19 protein-coding genes and 3 tRNA genes are annotated in these 17,269 nt (G+C 69.0%); 10 read left to right on the top strand and 12 right to left on the bottom strand.

All coding sequences use genetic code 11. The features are described from left to right. Positions 1–116: 116 nt before the first annotated feature. Both ABEA62_RS12000 and ABEA62_RS11995 read left to right on the top strand, forming a co-directional pair. Positions 117–1,472, top strand: a complete 1,356-nt coding sequence (locus tag ABEA62_RS12000) for a uracil-xanthine permease family protein (RefSeq protein ID WP_345380308.1) — start codon at positions 117–119, stop codon at positions 1,470–1,472. A gap of 74 nt (positions 1,473–1,546) precedes the next feature. Beyond that, a complete protein-coding gene (locus tag ABEA62_RS11995; RefSeq protein WP_286214252.1) occupies positions 1,547–1,762 on the top strand; it encodes a hypothetical protein in 216 nt (71 codons plus the stop codon). Between the two features lie 9 nt (positions 1,763–1,771). Here ABEA62_RS11995 and ABEA62_RS11990 read toward each other — a convergent pair whose 3' ends face one another. Further along, positions 1,772–3,007, bottom strand: coding sequence for a glycoside hydrolase family 1 protein (locus tag ABEA62_RS11990; RefSeq protein ID WP_345380306.1), 1,236 nt, complete (start codon positions 3,005–3,007; stop codon positions 1,772–1,774). A 37-nt stretch (positions 3,008–3,044) separates the two neighbouring features. Continuing rightward, positions 3,045–3,395: a metallopeptidase family protein gene (locus tag ABEA62_RS11985; protein WP_286214254.1), complete on the bottom strand. Its 351-nt coding sequence runs from the start codon at positions 3,393–3,395 to the stop codon at positions 3,045–3,047. Positions 3,396–3,490: 95 nt separating this feature from the next. Between ABEA62_RS11985 and ABEA62_RS11980 the strand changes: the two genes are divergently transcribed. The 4 genes from ABEA62_RS11980 (at position 3,491) to ABEA62_RS11965 (ending at position 4,281) form a co-directional block, all read left to right on the top strand. After that, a tRNA-Glu gene (locus ABEA62_RS11980) sits at positions 3,491–3,563 on the top strand. Positions 3,564–3,623: 60 nt separating this feature from the next. Beyond that, positions 3,624–3,697 (top strand) — tRNA-Asp (locus tag ABEA62_RS11975). A gap of 64 nt (positions 3,698–3,761) precedes the next feature. Next, positions 3,762–3,837: transfer RNA gene (locus tag ABEA62_RS11970), tRNA-Phe, on the top strand. 237 nt (positions 3,838–4,074) lie between these two features. Further along, a complete protein-coding gene (locus ABEA62_RS11965) occupies positions 4,075–4,281 on the top strand; it encodes a hypothetical protein (RefSeq protein WP_286214255.1) in 207 nt (68 codons plus the stop codon). 324 nt (positions 4,282–4,605) lie between these two features. Here ABEA62_RS11965 and ABEA62_RS11960 read toward each other — a convergent pair whose 3' ends face one another. Beyond that, positions 4,606–5,004 carry a hypothetical protein gene (locus ABEA62_RS11960; protein WP_286214256.1) on the bottom strand — a complete coding sequence of 133 codons (399 nt, stop codon included), beginning with the start codon at positions 5,002–5,004 and terminating at the stop codon, positions 4,606–4,608. 327 nt (positions 5,005–5,331) lie between these two features. Between ABEA62_RS11960 and ABEA62_RS11955 the strand changes: the two genes are divergently transcribed. Then, complete coding sequence (locus tag ABEA62_RS11955; protein ID WP_286214257.1) at positions 5,332–6,627, top strand: Fic family protein; 1,296 nt, start codon at positions 5,332–5,334, stop codon at positions 6,625–6,627. A 645-nt stretch (positions 6,628–7,272) separates the two neighbouring features. Here the strand turns inward: ABEA62_RS11955 and ABEA62_RS11950 are convergent. Then, a complete protein-coding gene (locus tag ABEA62_RS11950; RefSeq protein ID WP_286214258.1) occupies positions 7,273–8,235 on the bottom strand; it encodes a nucleoside hydrolase in 963 nt (320 codons plus the stop codon). A gap of 106 nt (positions 8,236–8,341) precedes the next feature. On the opposite strand from ABEA62_RS11950, the gene ABEA62_RS11945 reads away from it, so the two are divergent. Next, a complete protein-coding gene (locus tag ABEA62_RS11945; RefSeq protein WP_286214260.1) occupies positions 8,342–8,722 on the top strand; it encodes a phage holin family protein in 381 nt (126 codons plus the stop codon). A gap of 7 nt (positions 8,723–8,729) precedes the next feature. Here the strand turns inward: ABEA62_RS11945 and ABEA62_RS11940 are convergent, their stop codons facing one another. From ABEA62_RS11940 to ABEA62_RS11930, 3 genes are all read right to left on the bottom strand, one after another. Then, entirely contained in the window at positions 8,730–9,698 is a 969-nt protein-coding gene (locus tag ABEA62_RS11940) for a DMT family transporter (protein WP_286214261.1), read from the bottom strand. Next, a complete protein-coding gene (locus tag ABEA62_RS11935; protein ID WP_286214262.1) occupies positions 9,695–10,228 on the bottom strand; it encodes a methylated-DNA--[protein]-cysteine S-methyltransferase in 534 nt (177 codons plus the stop codon). The genes ABEA62_RS11940 and ABEA62_RS11935 overlap by 4 nt, the downstream gene beginning before the upstream one ends. A 102-nt stretch (positions 10,229–10,330) precedes the next feature. Continuing rightward, entirely contained in the window at positions 10,331–10,528 is a 198-nt protein-coding gene (locus ABEA62_RS11930; RefSeq protein WP_286214264.1) for a BldC family transcriptional regulator, read from the bottom strand. Between the two features lie 294 nt (positions 10,529–10,822). Between ABEA62_RS11930 and ABEA62_RS11925 the strand changes: the two genes are divergently transcribed. Both ABEA62_RS11925 and ABEA62_RS11920 read left to right on the top strand, forming a co-directional pair. Beyond that, on the top strand, positions 10,823–11,008 hold the full coding sequence (locus ABEA62_RS11925) for a DUF3073 family protein (protein WP_286214265.1): 186 nt from the start codon (positions 10,823–10,825) through the stop codon (positions 11,006–11,008). Between the two features lie 232 nt (positions 11,009–11,240). After that, positions 11,241–12,089, top strand: a complete 849-nt coding sequence (locus tag ABEA62_RS11920) for a type IV toxin-antitoxin system AbiEi family antitoxin domain-containing protein (RefSeq protein ID WP_286214266.1) — start codon at positions 11,241–11,243, stop codon at positions 12,087–12,089. 156 nt (positions 12,090–12,245) lie between these two features. Here the strand turns inward: ABEA62_RS11920 and purM are convergent, their stop codons facing one another. The 5 genes from purM to ABEA62_RS11895 form a co-directional block, all read right to left on the bottom strand. Continuing rightward, positions 12,246–13,361, bottom strand: coding sequence for a phosphoribosylformylglycinamidine cyclo-ligase (purM, locus tag ABEA62_RS11915; RefSeq protein ID WP_345380298.1), 1,116 nt, complete (start codon positions 13,359–13,361; stop codon positions 12,246–12,248). Beyond that, entirely contained in the window at positions 13,358–14,872 is a 1,515-nt protein-coding gene (purF, locus tag ABEA62_RS11910) for an amidophosphoribosyltransferase (RefSeq protein WP_345380296.1), read from the bottom strand. The genes purM and purF overlap by 4 nt, the downstream gene beginning before the upstream one ends. After that, a complete protein-coding gene (locus ABEA62_RS11905) occupies positions 14,869–15,198 on the bottom strand; it encodes a hypothetical protein (RefSeq protein ID WP_286214268.1) in 330 nt (109 codons plus the stop codon). The genes purF and ABEA62_RS11905 overlap by 4 nt, the downstream gene beginning before the upstream one ends. A gap of 100 nt (positions 15,199–15,298) precedes the next feature. After that, positions 15,299–16,231, bottom strand: a complete 933-nt coding sequence (locus ABEA62_RS11900; RefSeq protein ID WP_286214269.1) for a carbohydrate ABC transporter permease — start codon at positions 16,229–16,231, stop codon at positions 15,299–15,301. Beyond that, positions 16,231–17,214, bottom strand: coding sequence for a carbohydrate ABC transporter permease (locus ABEA62_RS11895; RefSeq protein ID WP_345380325.1), 984 nt, complete (start codon positions 17,212–17,214; stop codon positions 16,231–16,233). Before ABEA62_RS11895 ends, ABEA62_RS11900 begins: the two co-directional genes overlap by 1 nt. Positions 17,215–17,269: the final 55 nt, after the last annotated feature.

Genomic DNA, 17,269 nt, shown 5'->3' with positions numbered 1-17,269 from the left:
CCCCTCCCGGGACCTGAGGCCCTTGGCGCCACCCGCGCATCGTCGCTAGATTGCGCCCAGCCGCGCATGCGCGCGGCACGCCGACCCGGCGAATCCCGCGTGCGAAGGAGCGATGCATGAGCATGTTCACCTGGAAGCTTCACGGAGACGGGCGGTCCGTGCGGCAGGGTGAGGCCGTCGCCCCCGACGAGCGCCTCACGTACCCCCGCACGATCGGCATCGGCGCGCAGCACGTGCTCGCCATGATGGGCGCGACCCTGCTGGTCCCCGCGCTCACGGGGATGCCCGCCTCGACCACGATGTTCTTCAGCGCGATCGGCACCGCGCTGTTCCTCACCATCACCCGCAACCGCGTGCCCAGCTACCTCGGGTCCTCGTTCGCGTTCCTCGCGCCGCTCGCGGCGGCGGGCGTCACCAGCGCCAACGCCCCCCTCGACGCCGCAACCATTTCTCGCGGGCTGGGAGGCGTGCTGCTCGCGGGCGTGCTCCTCGCTCTCGTGGGCGTCGTGGTCCACCTCGCGGGCGCCACGTGGATCGAGAAGGCGATGCCGCCCGTGGTCACGGGCTCGATCGTCGCGCTCATCGGTCTCAACCTGGCGGGCGCGGCGCGCGGCCAGTGGGAGGCGAGCCCGTGGACCGCGCTCGTGACCCTCACGTGCGTGCTGGTCGCCATGGTCGCCTTCAAGGGCTTCCTGGGTCGCATCGCGGTTCTCGTGGGCGCGCTCGTCGGCGCGGTGTTCGCGGCAATTCGCGGGGAGTGGACCACGGCGCTCGACTCGCTGGGCGGTAAGTCCCCCGTCGAGTTCATCGGCGACGCCGCGTGGTTTGGACTGCCCGAGTTCCACACGCCCACGTTCGACGGCTCGGTGCTGGTCGCGTTCATCCCCGTCGTGCTCATCCTCATCGCGGAGAACATCGGCCACCTCAAGTCCGTCACCGCGATGACCGGCCGCAACCTCGACCCCGAGACGGGCCGCGCGCTGTTCGCCGACGGACTCGCGACCACCGTCGCCGGCCTCGGCGGCGGATCGGGCACCACGACCTACGCGGAGAACATCGGCGTGATGGCCGCGACCCGCGTCTACTCGACGCTCGCGTACTGGGCCGCGGCGGGGGTCGCGCTCGTGCTGAGCCTCGTGCCCAAGTTCGGCGCGATGGTCGCCGCGATTCCCGGCGGCATCCTGGGCGGACTGTCCGTCCTGCTGTTTGGCCTTATCGCGATCCTGGGTGCGCGCATCTGGGTCGAGAACAAGGTCGACTTCACGCGTCCCGTGAACCTGGTGACCGCCGCCGTCGCGCTGATCGTCGGCACCGCGGACTTCACCGCCCACGCCGGCTCGATGGTCTTCAACGGCATCGCGCTGGGCTCGATCGCGGCCCTCGCGATCTTCCACGGACTGGGCTGGGTCGCGCGCCTGCGCGGCGCCGAGGAGGTCACCCCCAACATCGCGACCGTTCCCGAGGACCTGTAGCCCTGGGGGACGATGCCCGGGCCGCCCGCCGCGCGTGGGCGACCCGGGCATCGGCGCGCCTCTAGCCTGGTGGGATGGAACCCTTCGCCTTCACGCTCGGCACCCAGGTGCGCACCTTCAGCCTCGAGGACGATGGCGCGACGATCGTCATCACGACCACGGACACCGCGCGCCCCGACGCGCCGCCGCACGTGGGCTACGAGGTGTGCGAGTCGGATGCCGAGGCCGAGGGCGTGTTGAACAAGTTCGTGCACGACCTCGCGCGTCAGGGATGGACCGAGCTGGGGTAGGCGACGCCCCTAGCTCCTCCTGCTGGCCGCCGCGACCCTGCCCAGCCACGCGGCGGACGGCTTGGGGCTGCGCGCGAAGCTGACCGGATCCACCGCGACCAGGCCGAACGCGGGCTCGAAGCCCATCGCCCACTCGAAGTTGTCGAGCAGGCTCCACGCGAAGAAGCCGCGCACGTCCGCGCCCGCGTCCATCGCCTCGCGCAGCGACCGCAGCGACCGCGTGTAGTACTCGATGCGCTCGGCATCGTCCTCGGTCGCGACGCCGTTCTCCGTGACGATTACGGGCACGCCCGCGACGCGCGACGCGAGCAGCACGGACCGGCCGAGCGCCTCGGGCGTGAACGGCCAGCCCATCTGGGTGACGCGCTCGCCCGGCGGCACGGGCAGCAGCTCACCCGCGGCATCGACGTGCTCGGTGAAGTAGGTCTGGATGCCGATGAAGTCGTCGTCGCGTGCCGTCTCGAGGTACTGGCCCGCCGTGAGCCAGCCCAGCTCGCCGCGCGGCCCGTCTGGCCCGAGGTCGCTCACGCGGACACCCGCGCTCTCGCGCGAGCCGTCCTCGTGCAGGACGGTGTCGGGCAGCGCGAGCGTGAGGCCGATCGGGAAGTCGCCCGGCCCTCGGCGCAGCGCCTCACGCGCGGCCTCGTGGGCGGCGCGCATGTGGAGGGACGATGCCCGGAAGCCGTCGAGGTCTCCCGGTCGCCCGGGCGGGAAGATCCCTCCCACGTAGCCCGCGTGCGTGACGACGTTGGGCTCGTTGATGGTGCACGCGAGGTCGATCTGGTCGCCCAGGTGCTGCGCCGCGATGTCCACGAAGCGGGCGAAGCGCTCGACCACGATCGGGTTGGCCCATCCGCCCTGCGCGGCGAGCCAGCGCGGGGTCGTGAAGTGGTGAAACGTCACGGCGGTGCGCAGACCCATGGCGTGCGCGGCGAGCAGCATCTCGCGGTAGTGCTCGAGAGCGGCGATCGAGAACTCGCCCTCGGCGGGCTCGATGCGGCTCCACTCGATGCTGAAGCGATACGCCTCGAGTCCGGCGGCCCGGACGAGCGCGAGGTCCTCGCGCCAGCGGTTCCACGAGTCGCATGCGTCGCCGCTCGACTCGCGCGTCCCGCTTCCCGGGGTGTGCTCGAAGTCCCACCAGTCGTTGCCGACGTTTCCACCCTCGATCTGGTGCGCCGCGGTCGCGGTCCCCCACATCCAGCCCGTCGGGACGGGGCCGAACTCGAAGGTGTCGTGGTCCATGGTGCGCTCCCTTGCTGGCAATCCGGCTCGATCCAGGCTAACTCCAGCCCAGTTCGTGCAGGCGCGCGTCGTCGATCCCGAAATGATGTGCGATCTCGTGCACCACGGTGACCGCGACCTCCTCGCGCACGTGGTCGGCGTCCTCGCACATCCGCAGCGTCGGGTTCCTGTAGATGAAGATGCGGTCGGGGAGGTCGCCGCCCCACAGGTCGCCGCGGTCGGTGAGGGCGACGCCGTCGTAGAGACCCAGCAGGTCGGGGTCGTCGCCCTCGGGCTCGTCCTCCACCAGGATCACGCAGTTGTCGACCATCTCCAAGAGCTCGTCGGGGATCGAATCGAGGGCGTCGTCGACGGCCTTCTCGAAGTCCTCACGGGTCATCTCCACCATGGCTCGATGCTAGGCGCGAGAGGCGATTGGTGTTTTCCCGGCGGAGACACTATTCTTCTCTAGGTCTTCGACGCACATGCACCACGCGTGGATGAGCCCTCATCGTCTAGCGGCCTAGGACGCCGCCCTTTCACGGCGGTAGCACGGGTTCGAATCCCGTTGGGGGTACGAGGTCGGGTTCCAGATGGTCTAAACTTCATACGTCTTGCTCGCGTTTGCGAGTCTCAAGGCCCTGTAGCGCAGTTGGTTAGCGCGCCGCCCTGTCACGGCGGAGGTCGCGGGTTCAAGTCCCGTCAGGGTCGCGACACGTGGGCCCCTTCAACGAAGGGGCCTTACGTTTCACAGTAGGGAGACGTCTCTACGCCAGGCTCTGTAGCTCAGTTGGTAGAGCGCACGACTGAAAATCGTGAGGTCACGGGATCGACGCCCGTCGGAGCCACCAGCAAGGCCCCCGGATCCCGGGGGCCTTTTGCTTTGCCGGGGACGATGCTCGCACCGGCCCCGCCATGCCCGTGTCGGCGACCCGGACACCAGTCGCGGATCACGATTCCGGGGGGCGCGTGATGCCCATGTCCACGTTAGGGGCGACCGCCGTCGCCGTCGCAAGTAGTCCCGGCGCGACCGACGTCGCGGCCGAGGGCAGGAGCCTCGGCGTGTCGCTCCTTCTCAAGGATGACCGATGCGTGTGACTCTCACCCGCCGCCGACTGGCCGGCATCCTCCTATGCGTTCTCGCGCTCGGCATCCTTGTCGGTGACGGGATCGCCCGCGCCGCCGGCTGGGACGGACCCGTCACGGCGCAGTTCATCGGTGCGATGATCGCGTTCATCGGAGCCGGGTTGACCGCGGCGGACGCCACCATCGCTCGGTCGAACGGGCACGAGTGAGTGCACCACCTGCGGGTATCAGCACCCGCTGGCTGTGCCACCGCACCGACAACGGGACTCTGGCGTGGCTGGGGTATCTGCGCCTGGACCCGCACTGGCACGCACGAGCACGTGTTGCTACATACGGGGGGAACCTAGGCTCAGACGCTCCGGTCAATCAATACTGCTCCGAGCACGCCGTGAACAGCCATCCGCGTCGATCTATGCACCTTCCAAGCCCCCTTGGCTCATCTAGACCTGAGCACGCAGGCGTTTCCCGCGTGCCTTATGGCGACGCCGCAGAGGCGTCACGTCTGTGTTCGAGTGCTGCAACTGACAGCGCGCTCACCCGAGGGCACGGCGAGTGAGAGTCACGCGCCAGACCGCGATAGCCCATATCGGCATCGAGCCGAGAGCTGACAAAGCCAAGGCAGCGCCAACGGTAAGCGGTGTCTCGTGGATCACCCCGGGGACGAATGCCGATGCGAATAGGACAAGCAGTCCGAGCGCTGACAGGATGCGGTACCTGAGCGACAAGTCCGTGGCATACGCGAACGCAAGCGCCTGAAGCGCCGCGACAGCTCCGATCATCACTATCGGCGCCGAGCTCTCGGCAGAGGTGAGGATGCCCGCAGTAAATGCGGCACCGACCGCCGCGAGTACCACCGTGGCGGCCGCGTTGATGCCGGCGGCGCTGCGCTCATGGCGCCATCCATTCCCCGGACGCGGTTCAACAGTGCTCATGAGCCCCTCCCTGTGTGGACTGCTTCATCGAAGTACCTGCTAAGACGCTATCGAGACTCAGCAACTCGCCGCTGCCCCCACTTCTGGGGGCACTTGCCGCAGCGGGGCGTGGTGAACGGTGAGGTGAGGTCTTTCACCTATCGGCGCGGCAGACCCGACATGCGCGGCGCATACCTTGACCGGATGCTCGAGGGCCGCCTCTGACCGCTCGCAGCCGTGACGGAACTCCGCTGCTGCTCAACGGCACTACTTCAACCTTGATCGCCGCCCTTCCATATTCAAGGCTATGAGATTATCATTGAACAAGAGTCCGGAGAGGTCAACGATATGAGCGAGCGGCCACGGCGCACCGCAGGCACCCCCGCCGGCGGCCAGTACGCCTACAACGCCAGCGGCGCCGAAGCCGACCTCAACCTGACCGCACCCAACCGCGGCTGGCCCGCACTCGACTACGAAGACGTGCAGTGGCGTCTGTCCGACGAGCTGCGCGGCGCAGCGCCGATCCAGCAGGTCATCCGGCTCGAGGCGCGCCCCTACCAAGCAGCGATCCCCGCAACCATCGCTGACCTTGACCCGCTCGCGGAGCTCTCCCCCGCCAGCATCGAGCAGGCCGCCGATGCCGCCGCGCAGATCCTCATGTTCGACCGCGAAGCCGCCGCCCTACCCGTGCCCATGCCTGCGGTGCTCCTGCGCACCGAATCCGCATCGAGTTCGCAGATCGAGCACCTCACCGCGAACTCCCGCAACCTCGCTACCGCCGCACTCGGTATCACCGCCGGCCAGAACGCCGACCTCGTCGCCGACAACGTCGCAGCCATGACCAGAGCCATGACTGGAAGCGGCGACCTCACCCGCGAGCACATCCTGCACATCCACCACACGCTGATGGAACGCTCCGAGCCCGACATCGCCGGCCACTTCCGCCGCGAGCCCGTCTGGATCGGCAAGCCCAACCTGTCCCCGCACGGCGCCGACTTCATCCCGCCCCGCTGGGAACGCATCAACGACTGCGTCGACGACCTCACCGCCTTTTCGCGCCGCCTCGAGCTCAACGCGATCGTGCTCGCCGCAATCACCCACGCCCAGTTCGAGACCATCCACCCCTTCGTCGACGGCAACGGCCGCACCGGACGCGCCATCGTCCACACCCTGCTGAGGAACACCGGTCACGCGATGGCAACCACCGTGCCCGTCTCTTCCGGCCTGCTCGGCGACGTCGACGGCTACTTCCGGTCACTGTCCGCCTACCGGCAAGGCGACATCTCCCCTATCGTCGACACCTTCGCCACCTCAGCAATGCGCGCCGTCGCCAACGGCCGCCGCCTCGCCAACGACACCACGCGCATCCACGACGACTGGCGTGCCCGCATCAGGGCCCGCTCCGACTCGGGAGCCTGGCGCCTGGCCGACCACCTGTTCGCCCAGCCCGTCGTCAACTCCGGGCACGTCGCCCGCTTCCTCGGTTCATCCCCACAGGGCGCGTTCAACGCGATCGGCACTCTCGTCGACGCCGGTGTCCTCACTCAGACCTCCAGGGATCGCCGCAACCAGCTGTGGCAGGCGAAGGATGTCCTCGATGCGATGGATGACTTCGCGGCACGCGCCACCCGCCGCGGACTCTAGGGCGCTGCGCGACGCAGCCGACCGACTCGACGGCGACGTGCGCGAGGCCCGTCACCGCCGACTGGCGACACTGCCTGGTTCGCACGCCCGCTCAGCCCAGACCGTCATCCGCCGCCAACGTCAGCGATGTCGGCGGTCAGAGCGTCGCGATGAAAGAGAACAGACCCCATCGCGGTGCTCGAATGAGCACTCGCGACGAGGTCTGTGTCAGGACTGCTGCCTGCTGGTCGGCTCTACCTAGTCGTCTCGGGAAACAAGGTCCTCAGGATGCGCCTCGCGCCGAATCCTGCCTACCTCGGTCGCCACCATGCCAACGGCCACGACGACGAGCCCGACCCCGGGCCACTTCGTGTCCGGCGACGACGCCCACAACACCCCGATCACGGCCATCCCGACCGCCGCGACGAGGCGAACGACTCTGGCCATTGTCATGCGCAACACCCCCACAGACTCAGAGCGATACCGGCAAACGCCCACCCACCTGGCTCCGCGCATGCGGCGACAGTCGAGAAGCCAAGAGTAGCCACGGCGGAGTGTTCAGGACCGGACTCGCCTGACCGCCCTCTCGCGCCCGGCACCCACGTGCCTGACGAGACAGGGCCACATCAGACGATGCCCGCGCCGGCCCCGCGAGAAGGTGCTGCCTCAGCGCGACAGGATCCCCAGCATCGTCTCGAAGAGAAGCTCGCCGTCCGCGAGCGTGATCGCGGTGCAGTTCGCGTCGCCGGGGTTGGCCGGCACCACATCGGTCGCGCCGCGCCGCTCCCCCTCGAGCGCCACCGTCATCACGAACGGGACCTCCTCGACCACCACGGCGGGGTCGATCGCCGCGAGCACCGACAACGTGTCGGGGTGGGTCGAGCCGGCGGCGCCGTGAGCGGTGTCGAAGTCGAACGGCGCCTGGTTCGCGCGCACGAAGAACGCGGCACGCTGCGTGCCGGTCGCCTCGATGCGGGCCACGCGGTTCGCGTCGAAGACCGCGTCGCGCAGGGTCACGGGCGACCAGGTCACGAACCGCAGGCGCGCAAAGCCGGCGCCGACCACGGCTGCCGCGGCCTCGGGATCCGCGTAGATGTTGTACTCCGCCGCGGGCGTGATGTTCCCCACTCCGTCGAGCGAGCCACCCATCACGATCAACTCACGGACGTTGCTCACGAAGCTCGGGTCCCGCTCGATGGCCAGCGCCAGATTCGTGAGAGGACCGATCGCCACCACCGTGATCTCGCCCGGCGACGCGGCCGCGAGGCGCACCAGCGCGTCGACCGCATGCTCGGGCTCCGGAGTGGCGTCATTGGTGCGACGCTGGCCTCCCACGCCGTCGCCGTGCACGTCCTCGGCGCCCACCCAGCCTCCGCCCAGCGCCTCGCGTGCGCCCAGGTAAACCGGCACCTCGCCCAGCCGGCCCGCGACCTCGAGCGTGAGGAAGGCGTTGTGGACCTGCTGGTCAAAGCCCACGTTGCCCTGGACCATCGTGATCGCACGTAGGTCGGCGCGGGGATCGAGCAGCGCGAGCAGCAGCGCGAAGCAGTCGTCCGACGCGGTGTCGGTGTCGACAATGAGCGGGACGGGGACGGGTGCGTGCTCGGACGCGAGGGCAGTTGAGGTCACGGCCACGACCGTAGCAACTGAGGCATCGTCCCTGCTTCAGGCTCACGCGTTTGCGCACCCGTGCCGATAGACGATTGACTAGGGAACATCTACTGGGAGGTTCCGCATGCCCGACAACTTCGGACGTTACTTCGTCAATGCGATCGTCGCCGGCCTGCTGGGCCGGATCACGGGAGTGATCAAGGCGGAGATCGCGCGCGCCAAGGAAGAGATTGCACGCAAGCTCAAGGGCATCGGGGTCGGGATCGGCCTGCTCGTGGGCGCAGGGGTGTTCGGCTTCTTCGCGACCGGAGTGCTGGTGACCGCCGCGATCCTTGGCCTCGCCGAGGTCTGGCCCGCGTGGCTCGCCGCGCTGACCGTTGGCGGCGCGCTGCTCCTGCTGGTGCTGATCCTCGCCGGGATCGGCGCGAGCCTCATCAAGAAGAACAAGGACCTCACGCCTCACGAGTCGATCGACAACGTGAAGTCGGCGGTCGGGCTGTCCTAGCCTTCGCTCACACCCGCTCGTTGGCCTCCACGGCAGGGGCCGCCGGGGGCACCGCACCGCTACCGACCACCTCGGAGCGAGCGCGCTCACGCGGCTTGCGCTGCGCGAGCCACACCCCCGCGAGCACCACGACGGCGCCCACCGGCTCGTGCCACAGCAGCTCCTCGTGGAGCACGAGCACGCCCAGGACCGTCGCGACGATCGGCACCACGTAGGTCACCGACGCCGCGGTGGTCGCGCCCGCGAGCTTCACCACGCGCCAGAAGAGGACGTACGTGAAGCTGGTCCCCAGCACCCCGAGCGCGAGCAGCCCCCACAGCACCTCGGAGTCGAGCGCGAGGGCGCCCTCCGCGGGAGCCGGGGCGGCGAGGGCGAACGGCAACAACAGCACCGCGGAGATCCCGATCTGCACGGCGGAGAGGGTGGTCGGCCCCTCCTTGACGCGCGTGAGCAGCATGCGCGACATCGTCGACCCCACCCCGTAGAACGCGGTCGCGAGCAGCATGAGCGCGGCTCCCCACAGCGGCAGCTCGCTCACGTTCCACGCGCCGAGCAGCACCGCGATCCCCACCGCTCCCACCACCAGGCCCGCGACCTGCGCACGCGTCGCGCGCTCGTGCGGAATGAGGAGCGCGACGAACAGCGCGGTCCACAGCGGCGTGGTGGCGTTGAGCAGGCTCGCCAGGATGGACGTGATGTGCTGCTGGGCAAGCGGGATGAGGACGAACGGCACGGTCGACAGGCCGATCGCCACCACGCCGATGCTCGCGACGTCGCGCCTACTCAGCTGCGGCTTGCGACGGGCCACGAGGAGCATGGCCCACAGCACCACCGCACCGATCAGCACGCGACCGAAGCCCACCTGGGTGGCGGTGAGGCCGCGCAGCGCGAGTGAGATGAACAGGAAGCTTGACCCCCAGGACACCGCGGCGACGATGAACGCGGGCACCCACGCGCGGGCGGGCGCCTGGGTCACGAGACGACTGCCGCGGTGCGGGGGCGCTGTCCCTCGAGCTCGAGCATCGCTGCCTTGGCGCTCGCTCCCCCAAAGCCGTACGACCCAAGCTCGCCGCCCGACTTCACGACCCGATGGCACGGCACGAACGGCGCGAGGTTGTTGCGCGCGCACGCGGTTCCCGCGGCTCTCATCGCGCGCGGGCGGCCCGCGAGCGTCGCGAGCTCCTGGTACGACACCACGGTGCCGCCGGGAACGGCGCGCAGTTGTGCCCACGCCTCCTGGAAGAACGGCCCGCCGTCCTGCGCCGCGGGCACGTCGGTGATCGCGTCGGCGTCGCCCTCAAGCCAGGCTGCAACGGCGGCGGCCACGTCCGGCTGGTCCCCCTCGACCCAGCCGCGCGACTGCAGGCGCGACGGCAGCGCGGAGGCCGTATCGAGCATCGTCCTGAAGCCCGAGGACCGCACCACCCCATCCTCAGGGGTGAGCAGCACGGTCAGGGTGCCGAACGGCGTTTCGTAGGACGCCGCGATGAGCGGTGAGTCGATCATGAGAGCAGGCTACGCCTGGGGTCCGACACCGGTCCGGCGGGATTCGGACACGGCGACGATGCGCGCGGCACCCCTCCCCGAGGAGGGGCGGTCAGGCGAGGGTCAGCGACCCTCTTGTGCCGCGGCGAGCAGCGCCTGGACCTCGGCCTCACGGAAGCGGCGGTGGCCGCCGAGCGTGCGGATCGAGCTCAGCTTGCCGACCTTGGCCCAGCGGGTGACCGTCTTGGGGTCGACGCGAAAAATCGCGGCAACCTCGGATGGCGTGAGTAGCTTCTCCGGCTCGTGAACGGTGTCAGTCATCGTGTCTATCCCTCAGTCGATCGTGGCGCCTCTGGGGGGGAGGCCTGGCTGCCGATTGAGACGCCCGACACCTCCGATTATGACGGCGATGGGGCGAGTTTTCCTGTATATGCGATTTGTGTCACATTCGGGCGCGTCGCTGGGGGGTGCTGGAGTATCCTGCGCAGGTCGGGTGACCCGCGCGGCACCTCAGGAGGGAAGTCGCGGCGGGCCTGACGCGCGTTGTAAACTGCGGGTCAGGAATGACGACGCGGCGCCCACAGCGAGGCGCGCGAGAGCGGAAGGGACGGCGACATGGGGCGAGGCCGTCAGAAGGCTAAGGACGCGAAGATCGCACGCCAGCTCAAGTACACCAACCACGGAACCGACATCCGTGCGCTTGAGCGCGAGCTGATCTCTCGCGACGGAACCCCGGTGGCTGCCCCCGTCGTGGACGAGCCCGAGGACTACTACGACCGCTGGGCCGACGACGAGGACTGAGTCCTCGCGCTGTCCCGCCTGCTGTCCCCCTTCTCCTCCGCAAGTCACACATCTGACGCCGGGTAGGCGCTGGTTTGTGCTCGCTTCCAGCGTTACGGGTCCCGAGATGTGTGACTTGTGAACGGGTACGGGCGGCGACCGCACGTATGCACAGGCTCGAGTCAGCGCCCGGCTCTCCACAGGTCTGGGTGGGCCGCTCGACGGTGACAGCTCGCGCCGACAAGGTCGGGTCATGGACCTTGCGCGATTCGCCGCCTCGCTCGGAGGAACCGTCGAGCGCTCGACCTTCGCCGCGTTCGGTGTGCCCGGCACGGCACTGACCGCCGCCGTCCGATCCGGCGAGCTGCACCGCGTCCGCCGGGGCTGCTACACGGTTCGGGGCGCGGATCCCGTGCGACGTGCCGAGGTCGCGTGGCAGGGAACGGCCACGTGTGTGACCGAGCTCGATCGTCTGGGCCTGCCCGTCCCGCCTGCCGGAGGCCTCATTCACCTGACGCGTGGATTTCACCGCAGCGAGTCAGGGCGCAACCTCTCGACTCCGGCTCACGTTCGCTGGCACCTCTCGCCCATGGGCAGGCTCCAATGGGTATCACCCGCACTCGCTCTCGACGAGTCCGCGCGGTGCATCGGCCGCGTCGACCAACTGATCGCGCTCGATGCGGCCCTCGCGAAACGCACGGTCACTCTCGACGATGTCGCGGCGTTCGACGTGACATCCCGGCGCCGGCGCGACTGGCTCCTCGCCCTCGCCGACGAACGCACCCAGTCGCCTCCCGAGACGCTCGCGCGGGTGGCGCTCCACGCCGCGAAGATCCCGTTCGAGTTCCAGTACTCCTGGCCAGGCACCGGACGGGTGGACTTCCTCATCGGCGGGCTGTTCGTGGTGGAGGTCGACGGGTGGAGCTACCACTCGGACGACTCGTCGTTCGGTCGCGACCGCGCGAGAGACAGGTCGACGCTCCTGTCGGGTTCCGCGACGATGCGCTACACCGCCTGGGACGTCATCAACCGTCCCGCGCTCATGGTGGATGAGGTGTGGCGGTTCCTCAGGATGCGTCGGGCCATCCCCAGGCCGGCGTGACGATGGCGAGAGTCTCTCGACGTGCAGCTCCCCACTGCGTTCACAAGTCACACATCTCGCGACAGGTGAGCCGCGCATCGTGCGGGATCGCGGACCTACGTGGCGCCAGGTGTGTGACTTGCGAAAGAAGGCGCGCGCGGACAGGCCCCGAGCGGTCTACGCCCGGTAGGTGCCGCTCATCAGCACCGAGCCGCCGTCGACTCCCTTGGCGCCGCGCACCACGTCGGGTCCCACCGGCAGCGCCGGGTCCGTCACCACGGAACCGAGCACCCATGCGGGGACTCCCGCGGCGCCCGAGGCGGCGATGAGGGAATCGGCATCGGACGGCGAGACCACCGCGACCATTCCGATGCCCATGTTGAGCGTCGACTCGAGGTCGTTCCACGGCACGGAGCCGGCGGCCTGCACCACGGAGAACACCGCGGGCAGGTCCCACGCGCCGCGGTCGACCGTCGCCGCGAGGCCGCGCGGGAGCACACGCGCGAGGTTCGCGGCGAGTCCGCCGCCCGTCACATGCGAGAACGCTCGCAACCCAGGAGTCGACGCGGCCAGCGACACGCACAGCTTCGCGTAGATGCGGGTGGGCTCGAGCAGCTCCTCGCCCACGGTGCGGCCCAGCTCAGGGAGCGATGTCGACAGCGACCAGCCGGCGTGTGCGACCACGGATCGCACCAACGAGTAGCCGTTCGAGTGCAGTCCCGAGGAGGCCATCGCGACGACCACGTCGCCGGAGCGCACGCGGTCCGGGCCCAACAGCTCGGAGGCCTCGACCACGCCAATCGCGGCGCCCGCGACGTCGTAGTCGTCCGGCTCCATCACGCCGGGGTGCTCGGCGGTCTCGCCGCCCACGAGCGCCACGCCGGCCATCTCGCAGCCCACGGCGATACCGCGCACGATGTCCGCGATCCGTTCGGGCACCACGCGGCCGCACGCGATGTAGTCGGTCATGACCAGAGGCTTGGCGCCGCACACCACGATGTCATCGACGACCATCGCGACCAGGTCCTGGCCGATGGTGTCGTGCACGTCGAGGGCTCGGGCGATGACGATCTTGGTGCCTACGCCGTCGGTCGAGGAGGCCAGCAGCGGGCGCTCGTACGACTTCAGCGCGGAGGCGTCGAACAGCCCGGCGAACGCGCCCACTCCCCCGAGCACCTCGGGTCCGTGGGTGCGCGCGACGGCGGACTTCATGAGCTCGACCGCCTTGTCACCCGCCTCGGTGTCGACGCCAGAGGCGGCGTAGGTGATGCCCTCGGGCGAAGCTGCACTCACGAACGGACCTCCACGGGCTGGGAAACGAGCAGGTGGCGAGCGTCAACGGGCGGCTCGACCGGGTAGGTGCCGGTGAAGCACGCGGTGCACAGGCGCGACTCGGCCTGCTCCGTCGCGGCGAGCATGCCCTCGAGCGAGATATGGCCCAGGGAGTCGGCGCCGATCTGGTCGCGGACCTCGTCGAGGCTGTGGCCCACCGCCGCGAGCTCGTCGCGCGTCGGGAAGTCGATGCCGTAGAAGCACGGCCACTGCACGGGCGGCGACGAGATCCGCACGTGGACCTCCGCGGCGCCGGCCTCGCGCAGCATCGCGATGAGCGCGCGCTGCGTGTTGCCACGCACGATCGAGTCGTCGACCACCACGAGGCGCTGCCCCGCGATGACCTCGCGCAGCGGGTTGAGCTTGAGACGGATGCCCAACTGGCGCAGCGTCTGCGACGGCTGGATGAACGTGCGACCCACATACGAGTTCTTCACGAGCCCCTGGGCGAACGGGATGCCCGAGGCCTGCGCGTAGCCCACCGCCGCCGGCGTGCCGGACTCGGGCACGGGGATGACAAGATCCGCCTCAACCGGGTGCTCGGCGGCGAGCGTGCGCCCCATGGCGAGGCGCGCCGCCTGCACCGACCGGCCCGCGATGGTGGTGTCGGGTCGCGCGAGGTACACGTACTCGAAGATGCAGCCCTTCGGGTCGGCCGCGGCGAAGCGCTGCGACCGCACCCCGGACTCATCGATCACGAGCAGCTCGCCCGGCTCGACCTCGCGCTCGAGGCGCGCACCCACGATGTCGAGCGCCGCGGTCTCCGATGCCACCACCCAGCCGCCGCTGGGCAGCGCCCCGTACACGAGCGGCCTGATCCCCTGGGGATCGCGTGCGGCGTACATGCGGTGCTCGTCCATGAAGACGAACGAGAACGCGCCGCGCAGCTGCGGGAGCAGGTCGAGAGCGACCTCCTCGAGGCTGTCGAAGCCCGTGGCACCCAGGAGCGCCGTCACGATCGCGGTGTCGGTCCCTTTGCCGCCGCTCAGGTCGAGGCGCTTGGCCATGCCCTCACGCGAGGCGAGGAGGTCGAGCAGCTCGGGCACGTTCGTGAGATTGCCGTTGTGGCCCAGCGCGACCGTGCCGTGGGCCGTGGGACCGAGGGTGGGCTGGGCGTTGGCCCACACCGAGGCACCGGTGGTCGAGTAGCGCGTGTGGCCCACCGCCATGTGCCCTTGGAGTGCCTCCAGCGCGCCCTCGTCGAAGACCTGCGACACGAGTCCCATGTCCTTGAAGACCAGGATGTTGTCGCCGTTCGACGTCGCGATTCCCGCGGACTCCTGGCCGCGGTGTTGGAGCGCGTAGAGACCGAAGTAGGCGAGCTTCGCGACCTCCTCGCCCGGCCCGAACACGCCGAACACGCCGCACGCGTCCTGCGGCGCCTTCTCGCCCGGCATGAGTTCGTGGCCGAGCAGCCCGTCCCCGCCGCGTCGCGGCGTGAGGGGGGTGCCGTCGGGGCGGCGAGCGGTCATCGGTTACCTTCCGGACGTGGGGACGATGCTCGATCGAGCCCGCGATCAAGAGACGTGGCGAGGGCGCCGCCCACCAGGGCGCCGATCAGGCCGAGCCCCAGCGTGAGGACGACGAAGACCATGAAGCGGCCCACGCCGGTCGAGTTCGGCAGGAAGAGCGCCAACAGCATCGACACGAGAATCCCGATCGCCACGCCGGTGCCGATGAACCGACCGAACAGCGGTGACCGGCGCACGCGCACCGGGGTCGCCACGGTCTCAAGGTTCTCCGGCACGGGCTGCTCGGAGGAGGCGGTGGCGTTGTCGTACTCGGGGGCGTCGCTCACGGGCCAATTCTAGGCGGTGGCGGCGCGGGGCGGGGACGGCGATCAACGGGGCCGGGAGCCGCTTGGCCCCCGACCCCGCTCGGTCCCCCCTCAATGCCCGTCAGCCCTTGGTGGAGCCGGCGAGCAGACCGCGTACGAAGTACCGCTGCAGCGAGAAGAACACGATGAGCGGCACGATGATCGAAACGAAGGCGGCCGCGGTGAGCAGTTGCCAGTCGGAGCCGCGGTCGCCCGCGAACTCCGCGAGTCGCTGGGTGAGCGGCGCCGTGCGAACAGTGCCGCCCGAGAACACCAGCGCGACCAGCAGGTCGTTCCACACCCACAGGAACTGGAAGATCGCGAGCGACGCGATGGCCGGCAGGGACAGCGGCAGAACGATCTTGGTGAACGTCTGGGTGTGGCTCGAGCCGTCGACCTTGGCGGCCTCCATGATGTCGCGCGGGATCTCCGAGATGAAGTTGTGGAGCAGGAAGATCGCGAGCGGCAGGCCGAAGATCGTGTGAGCGACCCACACGGCGGCAAACGTGCCGGAGATGTCGATCCAGTCGTAGTTGAAGATGCGCAGCAGCGGGATGAGCGCCATCTGCAGCGGCACGATCTGCAGGGCGAACACCGCAACGAACATCCACGACGCCCCCTTGAACGGGATCCACGCGAAGGCATACGCGGCCATGAGGGCGAGCACCAGCGGGAAGATCGTGCCGGGAATCGCGATCACGATCGAGTTCACGAAGTACTGGCCGAGGCTCGCGGAGGAAGCTCCGGACTCGAACAGAATCGTGTTGTAGTTGTCGAAGGTCCATCCCCAGTTCTCGAAGATGGTCCACCAGCCGGTGGTCTTCACCTCGCGCTCGGGACGGAACGATGAGATCGCGAGGCCGAAGACCGGGATGGTCCACAGGGTCGCGATGACGATCGCCGCGATGGTGGCGCCGCGCGACGTGAGCCGTGTCTTGACGCGCTTGGCCTTCTTGGGCTCGGTGGGGGTGAGGTCGGGATCCTCGACGGTCTTGGGGGCGGTGGGCACGGACATCAGCGCGCCTCCTTGTGCTGACGAAGGACTCGGACGTTGTAGATGATGATCGGGATCACCATGACGAACAGCACCACCGCGAGCGCGGCACCGATCGACGGCTGACCCAGCCGGAAGGCCCTCGAGTACATCTCGTTGGCGACCACCGAGGTCTCGAACTGACCACCGGTCATGGTGCGCACGATGTCGAAGACCTTGAGCGTCGCGATGGTGATGGTGGTGACCACGACCACGAGCGATCCGCGGATCCACGGCACCGTCACCGACCAGAAGCGCTGCCACGCGCTCGCGCCGTCGAGCGACGCGGCCTCGTGGAGTTCGGCGGGCACCCCCTTGATGGCCGCGGACAGCACGACCATCGCGAAACCGGTCTGAATCCAGATCATCACGATGATCAGGAAGAACGTGTTCCCGGGTGGGGTGTTGAGGAACTGCTGCGGCTCCTGACCGAACCACACGAGCACCTGGTTGAGGAATCCGATTTGGTCGAAGCCCTCGGCGCGGTACTCGTACATGAAGCCCCAGATGATCGACGCGCCCACGAAGGAGATCGCCATGGGCATGAACACCAGGGACTTGAGGACCTTCTCGCCCTTGGAGCGGTCGATGAAGACCGCATACGCAAGGCCGATGATTGTCGCGCCGAGCGGCACCAGGATCACCCAGATGATGGTGTTGCGCAGCACCGTCGTCATCACGGGATCCGTGAAGATCGTGACGAAGTTGTCGAAGCCGTTCCAGGTGCCGTCGTCCGCGGTCATCGACTGGCGGATGGTCTGGATCGCGGGCCACACGAGGCCGAAGATCAGCAGCAACAGGGCGGGGGCCACGAAGAGCCCCAACTGGATCGCGTCGCGGCCGCGCTTGGGCGCCTTGTCCGCGAAGAACATCAGCAGGCCGACCACGGCGAGGAAGATCGCGACGGCGATGAGCGCCCCGCCGACCTTCCCGCCGGACTCGGCCCAGAAATTGTCGGAACGCATCGGCAACTGCAGTGCGGGGGCCATCACCGTCGACAGCATCGTCGACTCCTCTCTC

This window comes from Demequina sediminis, from assembly GCF_039545075.1.
GTDB classification, from domain to species: domain Bacteria; phylum Actinomycetota; class Actinomycetes; order Actinomycetales; family Demequinaceae; genus Demequina; species Demequina sediminis.
This window is presented reverse-complemented; position numbering and strand designations above follow the sequence as displayed.

What these genes read in the sequence shown, in the direction of transcription:
- ABEA62_RS11945 (WP_286214260.1), top strand. Translation starts at nt 8,342, where the DNA reads ATGCCCGACAACTTCGGACGTTACTTCGTCAATGCGATCGTCGCCGGC.
- ABEA62_RS11955 (WP_286214257.1), top strand. Translation starts at nt 5,332, where the DNA reads ATGAGCGAGCGGCCACGGCGCACCGCAGGCACCCCCGCCGGCGGCCAG.
- ABEA62_RS11930 (WP_286214264.1), bottom strand. Translation starts at nt 10,528, where the DNA reads ATGACTGACACCGTTCACGAGCCGGAGAAGCTACTCACGCCATCCGAG.
- ABEA62_RS11925 (WP_286214265.1), top strand. Translation starts at nt 10,823, where the DNA reads ATGGGGCGAGGCCGTCAGAAGGCTAAGGACGCGAAGATCGCACGCCAG.
- purF (WP_345380296.1), bottom strand. Translation starts at nt 14,872, where the DNA reads ATGACCGCTCGCCGCCCCGACGGCACCCCCCTCACGCCGCGACGCGGC.
- ABEA62_RS11935 (WP_286214262.1), bottom strand. Translation starts at nt 10,228, where the DNA reads ATGATCGACTCACCGCTCATCGCGGCGTCCTACGAAACGCCGTTCGGC.
- ABEA62_RS11920 (WP_286214266.1), top strand. Translation starts at nt 11,241, where the DNA reads ATGGACCTTGCGCGATTCGCCGCCTCGCTCGGAGGAACCGTCGAGCGC.
- ABEA62_RS12000 (WP_345380308.1), top strand. Translation starts at nt 117, where the DNA reads ATGAGCATGTTCACCTGGAAGCTTCACGGAGACGGGCGGTCCGTGCGG.
- ABEA62_RS11985 (WP_286214254.1), bottom strand. Translation starts at nt 3,395, where the DNA reads ATGGTGGAGATGACCCGTGAGGACTTCGAGAAGGCCGTCGACGACGCC.
- ABEA62_RS11990 (WP_345380306.1), bottom strand. Translation starts at nt 3,007, where the DNA reads ATGGACCACGACACCTTCGAGTTCGGCCCCGTCCCGACGGGCTGGATG.
- ABEA62_RS11895 (WP_345380325.1), bottom strand. Translation starts at nt 17,214, where the DNA reads ATGCGTTCCGACAATTTCTGGGCCGAGTCCGGCGGGAAGGTCGGCGGG.
- ABEA62_RS11960 (WP_286214256.1), bottom strand. Translation starts at nt 5,004, where the DNA reads ATGAGCACTGTTGAACCGCGTCCGGGGAATGGATGGCGCCATGAGCGC.
- ABEA62_RS11900 (WP_286214269.1), bottom strand. Translation starts at nt 16,231, where the DNA reads ATGTCCGTGCCCACCGCCCCCAAGACCGTCGAGGATCCCGACCTCACC.
- ABEA62_RS11995 (WP_286214252.1), top strand. Translation starts at nt 1,547, where the DNA reads ATGGAACCCTTCGCCTTCACGCTCGGCACCCAGGTGCGCACCTTCAGC.
- ABEA62_RS11965 (WP_286214255.1), top strand. Translation starts at nt 4,075, where the DNA reads ATGCGTGTGACTCTCACCCGCCGCCGACTGGCCGGCATCCTCCTATGC.